The sequence below is a fragment of the Brevundimonas sp. genome (assembly GCF_016463295.1).
Classification (GTDB): Bacteria; Pseudomonadota; Alphaproteobacteria; order Caulobacterales; family Caulobacteraceae; genus Brevundimonas.
In genome coordinates this window covers 1-12950 of record NZ_JAEMRO010000059.1, presented here as the reverse complement: position 1 = coordinate 12950, position 12950 = coordinate 1, and the positions used below count along the sequence as shown (strand labels likewise).

Here is a 12950-nt window from a genome sequence, read left to right as displayed (position 1 = left end):
CGGATGCAGCCGTTGGACGCCGTCTTGGCGATCTTGGACGGGTCGGGCGTGCCGTGGATGCCGTAGCTCTGGCGGTTCAGGCCGATCCAGACGGAGCCGACGGGATTGTTCGGCCCGGCCGGGACGACGACCGTCTTGTCGCCACGGTCGTAGCTGACCCGGTCGGGGTCATAGGTATAGTTGGGCTCCGGCGCGATGCCGACGACGCGCAGGGTGCCGGTCGGGGCCGGGCGCTCGGTCGAGCCGATGGTGGCCGGATAGAAGGCCAGCAGCTTGCCCGATGCGTCGAAGGCCCGGGCCGAGCGTTCGGTCTTGTCGATGACGATCCGCGCGACCTCGCCGATCGGCGCATCGCTGACGGCGGGCACCAGGATGCGCTGACCGGCGCGCAAGGCAACACCGGGATTGAGGGCGTCCAGCAGCCCCTCGGTCATGTGAAAACGCTCTGCCAGCTTTTCCTTCACGGTCGTGAACTGGGTGCCGTTGGCGGCCATCTGTTCCAGATCGCTGGAGGCGGGGCTGAACGGTCCGGCGACATCCTCTGTCGTCAGGGTGTGGACGCGGGTGACGGGGGCTGTGTCGACTGCGGCCAGATGCTGGAGCAGGGCGGCGTCTGCGGCGTCGCTGTCCCCCAGGTCGTTGGCCTGGCGATAGGCGACGATGGCCTGGCGCGTATTCTCGCCGGCCAGTCCATCGACGATGCCGGGTGAGAAGGTGGAGCGGTCCAGAAGGATTTGCAGACGGATCAGGCCGGGGTCGGGCTTCGGCGGCGCAGGCGTGCCGGTTGTCGGCTGGGCCGGAGCCGGGGCGGCCGCGGCGGGCAGAGCGCGTTCGATAGTCTCGGCGGGAATGCCGGCGGGCGCTTGCGGCTGGGTGGCGGTCGTGGGCGGCTCGGCGGGTGTCGGATCGAGCCGGTCGCAGGCAACGAGGGTCAGGGCGGCGGTGGACAGCAGGATCAGGCGAAAGGTCATGGAGTTCCGTGGCGTGGCGTTGGCTTCCATAACCCGCCGTTCGACCGGGCGTTCCCCTCAGCGCAGGGCGTCGGCCAGGCCCTCGGCCGTGATCTCGGCCCAGCAGGCATAGCCCCAGTCGTTCAGATGCAGGTCGTCCGGCCCGACCCCACCGCGATCCAGCCCCGTCCAGTCGGCCATGGCGGCGAAGCGGTGCAGGACGGCATAGCCGGAGGCGGCAGCCTGTCGGTCGATGACAGTCGAAATATCGCCCAGCGCCGGATTGCGCCCCCTGAATGACGGATTGGTCGTGCCCTCGGGCAGACGTTGCGGATCGATGAGCAGAACATCGGCGCGGGCGCGATCCAGAACGGCGCGACCCGCCTGAAAGTCGGTCAGGATGTCGTCGGTCAGGCGATCGCGCAGCACGTCGTTGGTGCCCAGTTGCCAGATCACCAGATCGGGGCGGGCCAGGGTCACCTCGGCCTCCAGCCGCATCGCCGTGTCCCGCGCCGTCTCGCCGCCGATGCCACGGTTGATCAGGGTCACCTGCACGCCGGGCATCCGCCGCTCCAGTCCGGCCTGAAGCAGCGGCACGAACCCCAGCGACCGGCTGCTGGCCCCCACGCCTTCGATGGAGGAAGAACCGACGGCCAGGATGACGATTCGTCCCGACTTCACCGCCGCCCGGCTGCGCGTCAGGCCGTCGTTGGCGACGACATGGCTGGCCGAGACCGGACAGGCGTAAGGCACGCCCTGGGCCAGGGCGGGTGTCGCGATGAGGCTTGCGAAGGCGGCGGCGAGGGTGGCTGATTTCAAGGATTGGGCTTTCCGGTGGCGGGGTCGGTGGCGGTGTCGCCGGAGTTGGAGCTGCCCTCGGACCCTCTGGGCTCTGTCGCGGGGCGCGGGGCCTCGCCCTCATGGGTCGGCTTGCGCTGGTCTTCGGTTTCGCTCTCGCGGGTCGAGGGGCGGGGGTCGGTCATGGCGGTTCCTTCAAAGCGCATGGGTGCAGGTCTGGCAACGCTTGTGGAGGCACGACGGCTCCCGCTCAGGAACGATTCACCATGACCGGTCACCCTGTCGAAACGGGGATCGGCCTATGTGAAACCGGAATCGGTGGCTCGCGTCTGGCCCGCCGCAGGAGCCCTGGATGTCCCCGCTGCACGTCGAGATCAGGACGACCGACACCATGTCGGAGGCGCAGTGGGGCCTGTGGCGTGACCTGCTCGCGGCCAATCCGCTGTTGAACAGCCCCTATTTCCGGCCCGAGTTTACGCAGATTGCGGGCCGGGTCTGCCCGGGCGCAGCGGTCGCGGTGCTCAGCCGTGACGGCCGGACCGTCGGCTTTTTCCCGCATCAGCGACGCGGCGGGACGATCCAGCCGCTGGCGGCCCCGATGAACGACTATCACGGCGTGATCGCCATGCCAGGCGATGTGCCGTCGCTGGCCGAGGTGGCCGAGGTCCTGCCGGTGTCGAAGCTGAACGTCACGGCCTGGGTCCGGCAGAGCGACGCCGACGGGCCGGGCGAACAACGCCGGACGGTGCAGGCGGAGCTGGGCAGCGCGGGCTTCGACGCCTGGTATGCCGAACGGCGGGCGACCTTCGGCAAATTCTTCAAGGACAAGGAGCGCTGTCGGCGCAGCATGCAGACCGAGTTCGGCCCCCTGCGGGTCGAGACGCGGCTGCGGGATCCGCAGATGCTGGACTGGCTGATTGACCTGAAGCGGGATCAGTACCGGCGCACGGGGCGGCACGACATCTTCGCCTGCGGCTGGACGGCCGATCTGCTGCATGCCCTGCTGAAGGCGGATACCCCGGACTTCTCGGCCTCGATGGCGGGGCTGTGGGCCGGCGATCGTCTGGCGGCGGTGGAGTATTCGCTGTTCGCGGGCGACCAGTGCCATTTCTGGTTCCCGGGCTATGTGCCGGAGCTGTCGCGCTGTTCGCCAGGCATATTGCTGAGCCTCGACACTATGCGGATGGCGGCGGAGACGGGCGTCCGCAGCTTCGACTTCGGCTTCGAGGGCGAGCACTACAAGAAGTATTTCTGCAACGGCGAGCGCTGGGTCCGCGATGCGGTCGTCGTCAAACCCGGGCTTGGCGCGACGGTCAGCCAGGCGGCGGTCAGCGCGCTGAACCTGGCGGGGCAGGGGCGGGGCGAGCGGTTGCGCAACAGCGTGCGTCGCCGATGGGCCGCCATCGAGGCCTGCGAGGTCACGCCCGGCGATCGCCTGAAAGGTGGATTGCAGGCGGCAGGCGCGGCGCTTGCAAAGCTGTCGGCCAAGACCACCCACCGTGTTTCGGCCTGAGACAGTCATGACCGCCACCCGCACCCGCTATTCCGGCCCCATCACCGAGGCCCGCGTCCATCCGCATGGACTGGTCGATCAGGGCTTTGCCACGGACGAGGCGCTGGCGTCCATGCTGGACCGCTATCCGGCCGAGCTGTTCGATATCAATCTGTATGACTACGACGCCGAGGATCAGGTCAGCCTGCGCACCGGTGCGCGTGGACGGCTGGGCGGGGCGGAACTACTGGCGGCGATCCAGCAGGGGCGTCTGTGGGTCAATCTGCGCGAGGTCGAGCGCGGCTGGCCCGAGCTGTGGGACGCCGCCGCCGTCGAGTTCAAGCGCATCGAGGCGGCCTATCCGGGCATGCGGGCGGTATCGCGCTCGGCCCAGCTGATCCTGTCGTCACCCAAGGCGCGGGTGCCCTATCATTTCGATGCGGCGGGGGTGGTGCTGTTCCACATGCGCGGGCGCAAGCGCCTGTTCGTCTATCCCGGCGACGAGACGCATCTGCCCGAACGCAACATGGAACAGGTCGTGACACGCCAGACGACCGAGGAAATCCCCTATACCCGTGCTTTCGAGGCCGATGCCCAGGTGATGGATCTGGAGCCGGGCGACGCACTGACCTGGCCCTTCTACGCGCCGCACCGGGTCGAGAACCTGGATCGGTTCTGCGTCAGCCTGTCGACCGAATTCCAGACCTGGCCCACGCGGTTCCGCAATGGCGCGCTCTACACCCACGCCGTGATGCGCAGCCGGGGAGGGCGTCCGCGCACGACCGACACCCTGTCCACGCCCGGCATGGCGGCGCGCTGGGCGGCGTCGCTGGCGCTGAAGCGGATGGGGGCGATGAAGAGCCGGATCGCTACCTATGAACGCGACTTCGAGCCCGAAATCGGCGTGGCCGACGGGGCGGGCGCTCTAAAGGCCTGACGCGCAGTTGTCTTACAAAGAGGTCATGACCTCGAGTTAAAGTGACTTCAGCGGACGATGGTCGCACCCTTTCCTCATCAACGGAGAGGGACAGACCCATGAAGTTCGCCATCGCATCCACAGCCGTCATCGCCGCCGCCCTGCTGAGCGTCCCGGCCCAGGCCAAGGCCAGCCCTGAAGTCGAGATCAGAAACGCCGTCGCCCGCGTCGTCGTGATCGTCGAGGACCGCGCCGATGTCGCCGTCGAGGTGACGCAGGGCAGTACGCGCCTGCCTGCGCTGCAAGTCCGGCGTCGCGGCGACGAGATCGAGATCGACGGCGGCCTGGGCGGTCGCCGCTTCAACGACGCCATCCGCAACTGCCGGTCCGGCCCCGCCGATGCACGCCAGCCAGGCGACGGAGCCTCGGTCGAGGTCCGCGACCTGGGCCGCATCAATCTGTCGGACGCGCCGCTGATCATCGTGCGCTCGCCAAGGGACGTGAAGGTCTCAGCCGGCAGTGCCGTATTCGGGGCTGTCGGTCGCGGAGCTCGATCGGTCGAGCTGTCCAACGGCGGCTGTGGCGACTGGGTTGTGGCCAATACGGACGGGTCTCTCGACCTGTCGCTGGGCGGGTCGGGCGACATCCGCACCGGCACCTCCCGGTCGCTGGACGCCTCGCTGGGCGGATCGGGCACGATCCGGGCCGGGGCTACGGGCGATCTGGACCTGTCGCTGGGCGGATCGGGCGAGGCCTGGGTGGCCGGCGTGAATGGCGAGGTCGACATCGCGATCGGCGGTTCGGGCGAGGTGTCCATCGCGCGCGGTCGTGCACAGACCTTCGAAGTGGCCATCGGCGGCTCTGGCGACATCGACTTCGGCGGCACCGCCGGGGACGTCAGCGTGGCCATCGCCGGATCGGGCGACATCCGTATCGCCGAGGTCACCGGCACGGTGAGCCGCAGCATCGTCGGTTCGGGCGATATTCGCATCGGCCGCTGATCCTCCGACACCCGACCAAGAAAAAACCCCGGCGGATCGCTCCGCCGGGGTTTCCTGTATCGCTATGCCGTTAAGGCTTAGAGCGCCGGAGCGGTCAGCAGGCCGCCGACCAGACCGCCGATACCCGCGGCCGAACGGCCCAGGTCTGCACCCGAACGCTCGCGCGTCTGCAGGTCGCCGCCGAAGGAGAAGCGGAAGCCGACGGTGAAGGTGTCGGCCTGCAGGTCGAAGTCCTCCAGTTCCGAGTGGCCGTAGTTGGCCGTCAGGCTGAAGCCGGTGTCGGCGAACTGATATTCGGTGCCGATGTTGGCCTGCCAGCCGTCGGTGTCGAAGCCGTCCAGATCGACCGTGGTGTAGCCGGCGCCGGCGTTCACGCGGAAGCCGGGCGTGATGTAATAGGCGGCGTCGCCACCCAGGCTCCAGATGTCGGCGTCCGAACCTTCGACCGTCTCATAGGCCAGCGAGCCGGTCAGGGTGATGGCGTCCATATAGGCCTGGGCCTCGCCGCCGAAGCTCCACAGGTTGGCGTCGCCCGCTTCCGTACCGCCGGCGAAGCCGCCGACGCGCACGTTGCCGAAGTTGCGGCTGATGTGGACGCGGCCGTCGATGGCGCTGTTGTCTTCACCGGCGCCGTTATCGAACGCATAGCCGAACGTGCCGTCCAGGGTCACGGTCCAGTCGGCGGTGACGGGCAGGGCGAAGGCGGCGTCGATGATGGCGTTTTCGGTTTCGCCTTCCAGGCCGAAAGCCTCGACTTCAGTATTCTGATAGGTGATGCCCAGCGAACCGACGCCATCCTGGGCGACGGCAGGAGCGGCGGCGAGAGCGGCGACGGCGGCGGTCGCGAGAAACAGAGACTTCATTTTCTTGTCCTTGATGGGTCCCGTGGCTGAAACGCCTCGGTGGGCGGCGCGTCTAGCAAGCGCTGCCTGTGATCCACCATTACAAACGTGTCATATAACAGCGACTTGCAGGGACCGTGGCCGCACGGTCACGCAATGTGGCGCAGATGCGGCAATCGTGAGTGCGGATCGTGTCGAGCGCTTGAAAGCCGCAAGGATTTGCCACGTTGGGCCTCACCGCAAAGGCCGATATCACGCTGCGGCGACCTCATCCAGACCGCGAGCCGCGACCGTCACCGAACCAAATCGAAGATTCCGCTCGAGAGTCGCCCTGCCTTGGTTTCGCCGCTTGACGGATGGGGACTCAATCGGCATAAGCCCCCACTCTTGTTGGACCGGCTGTGCACCTCGCTTGAGTTTGGGGTGCAGACGCGGTTCGCAGGAACGACCTCGGTACCCTGTTCTTTGCAGTGACCCAGGACTTCAGCGGCCTTCGCGGGGAACTGCGTGGGCCGATCGTTTTTGCGGACGTGCGTACTCTGAAGGCATTCGTGCCTGAAGGCCTCCGGTCTTTGAAATGGTTCACAGGGACGCAGGTTCGCCTGCTTGGGAAATACGACCGATATGGATCAAAGCATCCGCATCAGGCTCAAGGCCTTTGATCACCGCGTCCTCGACTTTTCGACGCGCGAGATCGTCAACACCGCCAAGCGCACGGGCGCGACCGTTCGTGGTCCGATTCCGCTGCCGACCCTGATCGAAAAGTTCACCGTGAACCGCTCGCCGCACGTCGACAAGAAGTCGCGCGAGCAGTTTGAAATCCGCACGCACAAGCGTGTCCTCGACATCGTCGACCCCACCCCGCAGACCGTGGACGCGCTCATGAAGCTCGACCTGTCCGCCGGCGTGGACGTCGAGATCAAGATTTAAAGAAACAAAGGCGGGATCCGATATGCGCACGGGCGTGATCGCCAAAAAACTGGGAATGACGCGTCTCTTCGCTGAAGACGGCGCGCATGTTCCAGTCACCGTCCTCGAACTGGACGGTTGTCAGGTCGTGGGTCAGCGGACTCAGGAGCGGGACGGCTATGTCGCCCTGCAACTGGGCGCGGGCACCAAGAAGGCCAAGAACACCAACAAGGCCCAACGCGAAGCGTTCGCCAAGCTGGAAGTCGAGCCCAAGGCTTATGTCACCGAGTTCCGCATCGATGCGGATAGCCTGCTGGACGTGGGTGCCGAGCTGTCGGCCGACCACTTCGTCGCGGGCCAGAAGGTCGACGTCCAGGCCGAGACCATCGGTAAGGGCTTCGCCGGTGCCATGAAGCGCTGGAACTTCGGCGGTCTGCGCGCCACGCACGGTGTGTCGCTGTCGCACCGTTCGCACGGTTCGACCGGCCAGCGTCAGGATCCGGGCAAGACCTTCAAGGGCAAGAAGATGGCCGGTCACTACGGGACCGAAGTCGTCACGACCCAGAACCTCACCATCGTCCGCGTCGATGCCGAGCGTGGCCTGATCATGATCAAGGGCGCTGTCCCTGGTCACGAAGGCACCTGGGTCAAGATCCGCGACGCCGTGAAGAAGGCCCGTCCGGCCGACGCCCCGTTCCCCGGTGGCATCAAGTCGAAGTCGGGCGCTGCTCAACCCGCCGAGACGCCGGCTGAAGAATCCCCGGCTGTCGAAGCGACCGAAGGCGGTGAAGCGTAATGAAACTCTCTGTCATCAAACTCGACGGCAAGGCCGCCGGTGATGTCGAGCTGTCGGACGTCGTGTTCGGCATCGACGACATCCGTGGCGACATCCTGGCCCGTTACGTCAACTGGCAGCTGGCCAAGCGCCGCGCCGGCACCCACAAGGTCCAGACCCGGAACGAGAACTCTCGCACCGGCAAGAAGATGTACAAGCAAAAGGGCACCGGCGGCGCCCGTCACGGTTCGCGCCGTGCGCCGCAGTTCGTCGGTGGTTCGCGCGCTTTCGGCCCGGTCGTTCGCGATCACGGCTTCGATCTTCCCAAGAAGGTCCGCGCCCTGGCCCTGCGTCACGCCCTGTCGTCCAAGGTGAAGTCGGGTGGCCTGGTGGTCGTCGACAGCCTGTCCATCAAGGATGCCAAGACCTCGGCGCTTCGTGAAACCCTGGGCAAGCTGGGCTGGACCCGCACCCTGGTCATCGCCGGCCCGGAAGTGGACGCCAACTTCGCCCTGGCCGCCCGCAACATCCCGCTGGTGGATGTGCTGCCGAACGCCGGTCTGAACGTCTATGACATCCTGCGCGCTGACAAACTGGTGCTGACGAAGTCTGCCCTGGAAGCCATCGAGGCGACCTATGCCGACTACAAGCCCTCGCGTCGCGAGCAAGCCCAGAAGGAAGCCGCGTAATGGCCGGCGCAACTCCTACCGCAAAACATTACGACACCATCTTGGCTCCGGTGATCACCGAAAAGGCCACGATCCTGTCGGAGCAGAACAAGGTCGTGTTTCGGGTTTCCGGCACCTCGACCAAGGACGAGATCGCCGCGGCGGTCGAAAGCCTGTTCAAGGTCAACGTCCTGAAGGTCAACACCCTGGTTCAAAAGGGCAAGACCAAGCGCTTCCGCGGCATCATGGGCCGTCGGGTCGACATCAAAAAAGCGATCGTGACGCTGGCCGACGGCCAGTCGATCGACGTCACCACGGGGCTCTGATCAGATGGCCTTGAAAACATACAATCCGACATCGCCGGGCCGTCGCGCCCTGGTGCTGATCGACCGCTCGGAGCTCCACAAGGGCCGTCCCGAGAAGTCGCTGACCGAAGGCCTGACCAAGTCGGGCGGTCGCGGTGCCGGTGGTCGTATCGCCGTCCGCTTCCGCGGCGGTGGTGCCAAGACCCTGTACCGCAAGATCGACTTCAAGCGTCGCAAGTTCGCCACGGCGACGGTCGAGCGCCTGGAATACGATCCGAACCGGACCGCCTTCATCGCCCTCATCGTCTATGAGGACGGCGAAAAGGCCTACATCATCGCGCCGCAACGCCTGAAGGCGGGCGACACCGTGGTGGCCGGCGACAAGGTCGACGTGAAGCCCGGCAATGCCATGCCCCTGCGCTCCGTGCCGGTCGGAACGATCATCCACAACATCGAGATGAAGCCTGGCAAGGGCGCGCAACTGGCCCGCTCGGCCGGTGCCTATGCCCAGCTGGTCGGTCGCGATCAGGGTTACGCCCAGATCCGTCTCGGCTCCGGCGAGCTTCGCATGGTCCTGGACGGCTGCATGGCCACGGTGGGCGCGGTTTCGAACCCCGACCACATGAACCAGAACCTGGGCAAAGCCGGTCGCAAGCGTCACATGGGCTGGCGTCCGCACGTTCGCGGCGTCGCCATGAACCCGATCGACCACCCGCACGGTGGTGGTGAAGGCCGGACCTCTGGTGGTCGCACCCCGGTTACGCCGTGGGGCAAGGACACCAAGGGCACCCGCACCCGCAAGAACAAGGCGACGGACAAGTTCATCATCCGTACCCGCCACGTTAAGAAGGCTCGCTAAAGATGGCCCGCTCCTCCTGGAAAGGCCCGTTCGTCGACGGGTATCTGCTCAAGAAGGCCGACGCCGTTAAGTCGTCGGGCCGCAAGGACGTGATCAAGACCTGGTCGCGCCGCTCCACCATCCTGCCGCAGTTCGTCGGTCTGACGTTCGGCGTCCATAACGGTCAGAAGCACGTTCCCGTGTCGGTCTCGGAAGAGATGGTCGGCATGAAGTTCGGCGAGTTCGCCCCGACCCGGAACTTCCCGGGTCACGCGGCGGACAAGAAGGCCAAAAGGAAGTAACTGATGGCCCAGACCAAAAACCCCCGTCGGGTCGCCCCGACCGAAGCCCGCGCCAAGCTGACGAACGTCCGGATCAGCCCTCAGAAGCTGAACCTGGTCGCCCAGTCGATCCGTGGCCTGCCGGTGCAGAAGGCGCTGAACGAGCTGGAATTCAGCCGCAAGCGCATCTCCACCGACGTCCGCAAGGTGCTGTATTCGGCCGTTTCGAACGCCGAGAACAACCACAACCTCGACATCGACAACCTGATCGTCGCCGAGGCCTTCGTGGGCAAGAACCTGGTGATGAAGCGTTTCGCGAGCCGTGCTCGTGGTCGCTCGTCGCGCATCCTGAAACCTTTCGCCGAGATCACCATCGTGGTCCGCGAAGCTGGTGAGGCCGCCTGATGGGTCAGAAAATCAATCCGGTTGGCCTGCGTCTCGGCGTCAACCGCACCTGGGACAGCCGCTGGTTCGCCCGCGGCGACGAATACTCCAAGCTCCTGCACCAGGACCTGAAGCTGCGCACGTGGCTGAAGGAGCGCCTGCAGGCCGCCGGCGTGTCGCGCATCATCATCGAGCGTCCGCACAAGAAGTGCCGCGTGACGATCTATGCCGCCCGTCCGGGTGTCGTGATCGGCAAGAAGGGCGCCGACATCGAGAAGCTCCGCAAGGACATCTCGGCCCGCACCGAAGGCGAGGTTCACCTGAACATCGTCGAGGTCCGCAAGCCTGAGACGGACGCCCAGCTGATCGCCGAGAACATCGCGCAGCAGCTGGAACGCCGGATCGCCTTCCGCCGCGCCATGAAGCGCGCCATGCAGTCGGCCATGCGCCTGGGTGCCAAGGGCGTCCGCATCAACGTGTCGGGTCGCCTCGGCGGTGCCGAAATCGCGCGGATGGAATGGTACCGCGAAGGTCGCGTGCCGCTGCACACCCTGCGTGCCGACATCGACTATGGCTTCATCCAGGCCAAGACGACCTACGGCATCATCGGCGTGAAGGTCTGGGTCTTCAAAGGCGAAGTCCTGGAACACGATCCGATGGCGCAGGACAAGCGCTGGGCCCAGGAAGCTTCCGGCCCGTCGTCCAACGAAGGCCGTGAACGTGGCGGTCCGCGCGGTGATCGCGGCCAACGTCGCGGGCGTGAGGGCTAAGTCATGCTGCAACCGAAGAAAACCAAATACCGCAAGGCCTTCAAGGGCCGCATCCATGGCGCCGCCAAGGGTGGCTTCTCGCTGAACTTCGGCTCCTACGGGCTGAAGACGGTCGAGCCGGAGCGCATCACGGCGCGTCAGATCGAGGCGGCCCGCCGCGCGATCACCCGCCAGATGAAGCGTCAGGGCCGCGTCTGGATCCGCGTCTTCCCCGACCTGCCCGTCACGGGCAAGCCGGCCGAAGTCCGGATGGGCAAGGGCAAGGGCGCGGTGGATCACTGGGCGGCGCGCTGCCACCCGGGTCGCATCCTGTTCGAAATCGACGGCGTGCCGGACGACATCGCTCGCGAAGCGCTGCGCCTCGGTGCCGCCAAACTGCCGGTCCGCACCAAGGTGGTCACCCGCCTGGATGCCGGCGTCGCTCATGTGGAGCATGTAGGCGCATGACCAAGATCGCCGATCTGCGGGCCCAGACGCCCGACCAACTGGCCGACGAGCTGCTGAAGCTCAAGAAGGAACAGTTCAACCTGCGCTTCCAGGCGGCCACCGGCCAGATGGAAAAGACTCACCGCGTTGGTGAAGTCCGCAAAGACATCGCTCGCATTTCCACGCTTCTGCGTGCGAACCGCGCAGCGGGTTAAGGAAACCACGATGCCCAAACGTATTCTCGAAGGCGTGGTCGTCTCCGACAAGGGCGACAAGACTGTCGTCGTCGTCGTCCAGCGCACCCTGCTGCACCCGGTCATGAAAAAGATCGTGCGCCTGTCCAAGAAGTACCACGCTCACGACGAAGCGAACGCCCTGAAGGTCGGTGACCAGGCCCGCATCGTCGAGTGTGCCCCGAAGTCCAAGCTGAAGCGCTGGGAAGTCCTGTCGGACTCCACCACCGCCTCGGCGTCGTAAGAAGGATCGGATCCCATGATCCAGATGCAAACTAACCTGGAGGTGGCCGACAATTCGGGCGCTCGCCGGGTCATGTGCATCAAGGTGTTGGGCGGCTCCAAGCGCCGCTACGCCTCGGTGGGCGACACGATCGTCGCTTCCGTCAAGGAAGCCATTCCGCGCGGCCGCGTGAAAAAGGGTGAGGTGGTTCGCGCCATCGTCGTCCGCACGGCCAAGGACATCATGCGCAAGGACGGCTCTGTCATCCGTTTCGACAAGTCGGCCGCCGTCATCGTCAACAAGCAGAACGAGCCGGTCGGCACGCGGATCTTCGGCCCGGTTCCCCGCGAACTGCGCGCCAAGAACCACATGAAGATCATCTCGCTGGCTCCGGAGGTCCTGTAGTCATGGCCGCCAAGATCAAAAAGGGCGACCGCGTCGTCGTCCTGGCAGGTAAGGACAAGGGCCGCACCGGCGCTGTCACCAAGGTCCTGCCGACCGAAAACCGCGTCCTGGTTCAGGGCGTGAACATGGTTCAGCGTCACACGCGGCCGTCGCAAGGCGACCCGCAGGGCGGCATCAAGAACAAGGAAGCCTCGCTTCACCTGTCGAACGTCGCGATCGCCGACGCCAACGGCAAGGCCAGCCGCGTCGGCTTCCGCGTGGAAGACGGCAAGAAGGTTCGCTTCGCCAAGACCACGGGAGACGTCATCTGATGGCCGACACCAAGTACACGCCTCGGCTGAAGACCGAATACAACGACCGCATCAAGGGCGCGATGGCCGAGAAGTTCGGCTACACCAACCCCATGCAGATGCCCAAGCTGGACAAGATCGTCCTGAACATGGGCGTCGGTGAAGCGGTCGCGGATTCCAAGAAGGTCACCGCCGCACTCAAGGATCTGACGGCCATCGCCGGTCAGAAGGCTGTGCCGACCAAGGCTCGCAACTCCATCGCCGGCTTCAAGCTGCGCGAAGGCATGACGATCGGCGGCAAGGTCACCCTGCGCGGCGACCAGATGTATGAGTTCCTGGACCGTCTGATCACGATCGCCCTGCCGCGCGTGAAGGACTTCCGTGGCCTCAAGCCGACGTCCTTCGACGGTCGCGGCAACTACGCCATGGGTCTGAAGGAGCACA

Annotated in this window: 21 protein-coding genes; 17 read left to right on the top strand and 4 right to left on the bottom strand. The window is 65.8% G+C overall.

Features of this window, described 5'->3' with window-relative positions:
- The 3 genes from JHC81_RS11010 to JHC81_RS11000 all read right to left on the bottom strand — a co-directional run.
- The coding region (locus JHC81_RS11010) for a L,D-transpeptidase (protein WP_292174507.1) at nt 1-971 on the bottom strand (971 nt) is incomplete at its 3' end.
- A gap of 57 nt (nt 972-1028) precedes the next feature.
- Nucleotides 1029-1769 (bottom strand): SGNH/GDSL hydrolase family protein, encoded by a 741-nt coding sequence (locus JHC81_RS11005; RefSeq protein WP_292174503.1) that lies wholly within the window; start codon nt 1767-1769, stop codon nt 1029-1031.
- Nucleotides 1766-1933: a hypothetical protein gene (locus tag JHC81_RS11000; RefSeq protein WP_292174501.1), complete on the bottom strand. Its 168-nt coding sequence runs from the start codon at nt 1931-1933 to the stop codon at nt 1766-1768. Before JHC81_RS11000 ends, JHC81_RS11005 begins: the two co-directional genes overlap by 4 nt.
- A 167-nt stretch (nt 1934-2100) precedes the next feature.
- On the opposite strand from JHC81_RS11000, the gene JHC81_RS10995 reads away from it, so the two are divergent.
- The 3 genes from JHC81_RS10995 to JHC81_RS10985 all read left to right on the top strand — a co-directional run bounded on the left by JHC81_RS10995 (nt 2101) and on the right by JHC81_RS10985 (nt 5157).
- Complete coding sequence (locus tag JHC81_RS10995) at nt 2101-3261, top strand: GNAT family N-acetyltransferase (protein ID WP_292174499.1); 1161 nt, start codon at nt 2101-2103, stop codon at nt 3259-3261.
- A 7-nt stretch (nt 3262-3268) separates the two neighbouring features.
- A complete protein-coding gene (locus tag JHC81_RS10990; RefSeq protein ID WP_292174497.1) occupies nt 3269-4177 on the top strand; it encodes a cupin-like domain-containing protein in 909 nt (302 codons plus the stop codon).
- Between the two features lie 98 nt (nt 4178-4275).
- Nucleotides 4276-5157 carry a DUF2807 domain-containing protein gene (locus JHC81_RS10985; RefSeq protein ID WP_292174494.1) on the top strand — a complete coding sequence of 294 codons (882 nt, stop codon included), beginning with the start codon at nt 4276-4278 and terminating at the stop codon, nt 5155-5157.
- A 77-nt stretch (nt 5158-5234) separates the two neighbouring features.
- Here JHC81_RS10985 and JHC81_RS10980 read toward each other — a convergent pair whose 3' ends face one another.
- The gene (locus JHC81_RS10980) at nt 5235-6020 is read right to left on the bottom strand and encodes a hypothetical protein (RefSeq protein ID WP_292174492.1); all 786 of its coding nucleotides are present in this window, start codon (nt 6018-6020) and stop codon (nt 5235-5237) included.
- Nucleotides 6021-6623: 603 nt separating this feature from the next.
- Here JHC81_RS10980 and rpsJ point away from each other — a divergent pair.
- From rpsJ to rplE, 14 genes are all read left to right on the top strand, one after another.
- Nucleotides 6624-6929 (top strand): 30S ribosomal protein S10, encoded by a 306-nt coding sequence (gene rpsJ, locus JHC81_RS10975; RefSeq protein WP_003164367.1) that lies wholly within the window; start codon nt 6624-6626, stop codon nt 6927-6929.
- Between the two features lie 22 nt (nt 6930-6951).
- Nucleotides 6952-7704, top strand: a complete 753-nt coding sequence (gene rplC, locus JHC81_RS10970) for a 50S ribosomal protein L3 (RefSeq protein ID WP_292174489.1) — start codon at nt 6952-6954, stop codon at nt 7702-7704.
- Nucleotides 7704-8372, top strand: coding sequence for a 50S ribosomal protein L4 (gene rplD, locus JHC81_RS10965; protein ID WP_292174486.1), 669 nt, complete (start codon nt 7704-7706; stop codon nt 8370-8372). The genes rplC and rplD overlap by 1 nt, the downstream gene beginning before the upstream one ends.
- The gene (locus JHC81_RS10960) at nt 8372-8677 is read left to right on the top strand and encodes a 50S ribosomal protein L23 (RefSeq protein WP_292153572.1); all 306 of its coding nucleotides are present in this window, start codon (nt 8372-8374) and stop codon (nt 8675-8677) included. Before rplD ends, JHC81_RS10960 begins: the two co-directional genes overlap by 1 nt.
- Before the next feature lie 4 nt (nt 8678-8681).
- The gene (gene rplB / locus JHC81_RS10955) at nt 8682-9515 is read left to right on the top strand and encodes a 50S ribosomal protein L2 (protein ID WP_292174483.1); all 834 of its coding nucleotides are present in this window, start codon (nt 8682-8684) and stop codon (nt 9513-9515) included.
- A 2-nt stretch (nt 9516-9517) separates the two neighbouring features.
- A complete protein-coding gene (gene rpsS, locus JHC81_RS10950) occupies nt 9518-9796 on the top strand; it encodes a 30S ribosomal protein S19 (protein ID WP_292153570.1) in 279 nt (92 codons plus the stop codon).
- 3 nt (nt 9797-9799) lie between these two features.
- Nucleotides 9800-10180, top strand: coding sequence for a 50S ribosomal protein L22 (gene rplV / locus JHC81_RS10945; RefSeq protein ID WP_292174481.1), 381 nt, complete (start codon nt 9800-9802; stop codon nt 10178-10180).
- The gene (gene rpsC / locus JHC81_RS10940) at nt 10180-10929 is read left to right on the top strand and encodes a 30S ribosomal protein S3 (RefSeq protein WP_292174479.1); all 750 of its coding nucleotides are present in this window, start codon (nt 10180-10182) and stop codon (nt 10927-10929) included. The genes rplV and rpsC overlap by 1 nt, the downstream gene beginning before the upstream one ends.
- 3 nt (nt 10930-10932) lie before the next feature.
- Nucleotides 10933-11376: a 50S ribosomal protein L16 gene (gene rplP, locus JHC81_RS10935; protein WP_292174476.1), complete on the top strand. Its 444-nt coding sequence runs from the start codon at nt 10933-10935 to the stop codon at nt 11374-11376.
- A complete protein-coding gene (gene rpmC, locus JHC81_RS10930) occupies nt 11373-11570 on the top strand; it encodes a 50S ribosomal protein L29 (protein ID WP_292174474.1) in 198 nt (65 codons plus the stop codon). Before rplP ends, rpmC begins: the two co-directional genes overlap by 4 nt.
- 10 nt (nt 11571-11580) lie before the next feature.
- Nucleotides 11581-11832: a 30S ribosomal protein S17 gene (gene rpsQ, locus JHC81_RS10925; RefSeq protein ID WP_292174471.1), complete on the top strand. Its 252-nt coding sequence runs from the start codon at nt 11581-11583 to the stop codon at nt 11830-11832.
- A 15-nt stretch (nt 11833-11847) separates the two neighbouring features.
- Nucleotides 11848-12216 (top strand): 50S ribosomal protein L14, encoded by a 369-nt coding sequence (gene rplN / locus JHC81_RS10920; protein ID WP_292174470.1) that lies wholly within the window; start codon nt 11848-11850, stop codon nt 12214-12216.
- A 2-nt stretch (nt 12217-12218) separates the two neighbouring features.
- Nucleotides 12219-12527 (top strand): 50S ribosomal protein L24, encoded by a 309-nt coding sequence (rplX, locus tag JHC81_RS10915; protein WP_292174466.1) that lies wholly within the window; start codon nt 12219-12221, stop codon nt 12525-12527.
- Nucleotides 12527-12950 (top strand): 50S ribosomal protein L5 (gene rplE, locus JHC81_RS10910; RefSeq protein ID WP_292174463.1); only part of this gene is annotated, 424 nt, incomplete at its 3' end. The genes rplX and rplE, both read left to right, overlap by 1 nt.

Coding starts and splice junctions, on each gene's coding strand:
- JHC81_RS10995 (WP_292174499.1), top strand. CDS start 2,101: ATGTCCCCGCTGCACGTCGAGATCAGGACGACCGACACCATGTCGGAG.
- rpsJ (WP_003164367.1), top strand. CDS start 6,624: ATGGATCAAAGCATCCGCATCAGGCTCAAGGCCTTTGATCACCGCGTC.
- rpsS (WP_292153570.1), top strand. CDS start 9,518: ATGGCCCGCTCCTCCTGGAAAGGCCCGTTCGTCGACGGGTATCTGCTC.
- rpsC (WP_292174479.1), top strand. CDS start 10,180: ATGGGTCAGAAAATCAATCCGGTTGGCCTGCGTCTCGGCGTCAACCGC.
- JHC81_RS10960 (WP_292153572.1), top strand. CDS start 8,372: ATGGCCGGCGCAACTCCTACCGCAAAACATTACGACACCATCTTGGCT.
- rplV (WP_292174481.1), top strand. CDS start 9,800: ATGGCCCAGACCAAAAACCCCCGTCGGGTCGCCCCGACCGAAGCCCGC.
- rplX (WP_292174466.1), top strand. CDS start 12,219: ATGGCCGCCAAGATCAAAAAGGGCGACCGCGTCGTCGTCCTGGCAGGT.
- JHC81_RS11000 (WP_292174501.1), bottom strand. CDS start 1,933: ATGACCGACCCCCGCCCCTCGACCCGCGAGAGCGAAACCGAAGACCAG.
- rplN (WP_292174470.1), top strand. CDS start 11,848: ATGATCCAGATGCAAACTAACCTGGAGGTGGCCGACAATTCGGGCGCT.
- rplP (WP_292174476.1), top strand. CDS start 10,933: ATGCTGCAACCGAAGAAAACCAAATACCGCAAGGCCTTCAAGGGCCGC.
- rplC (WP_292174489.1), top strand. CDS start 6,952: ATGCGCACGGGCGTGATCGCCAAAAAACTGGGAATGACGCGTCTCTTC.
- rplB (WP_292174483.1), top strand. CDS start 8,682: ATGGCCTTGAAAACATACAATCCGACATCGCCGGGCCGTCGCGCCCTG.
- JHC81_RS10980 (WP_292174492.1), bottom strand. CDS start 6,020: ATGAAGTCTCTGTTTCTCGCGACCGCCGCCGTCGCCGCTCTCGCCGCC.
- rpmC (WP_292174474.1), top strand. CDS start 11,373: ATGACCAAGATCGCCGATCTGCGGGCCCAGACGCCCGACCAACTGGCC.
- rpsQ (WP_292174471.1), top strand. CDS start 11,581: ATGCCCAAACGTATTCTCGAAGGCGTGGTCGTCTCCGACAAGGGCGAC.
- rplD (WP_292174486.1), top strand. CDS start 7,704: ATGAAACTCTCTGTCATCAAACTCGACGGCAAGGCCGCCGGTGATGTC.
- JHC81_RS10990 (WP_292174497.1), top strand. CDS start 3,269: ATGACCGCCACCCGCACCCGCTATTCCGGCCCCATCACCGAGGCCCGC.
- JHC81_RS10985 (WP_292174494.1), top strand. CDS start 4,276: ATGAAGTTCGCCATCGCATCCACAGCCGTCATCGCCGCCGCCCTGCTG.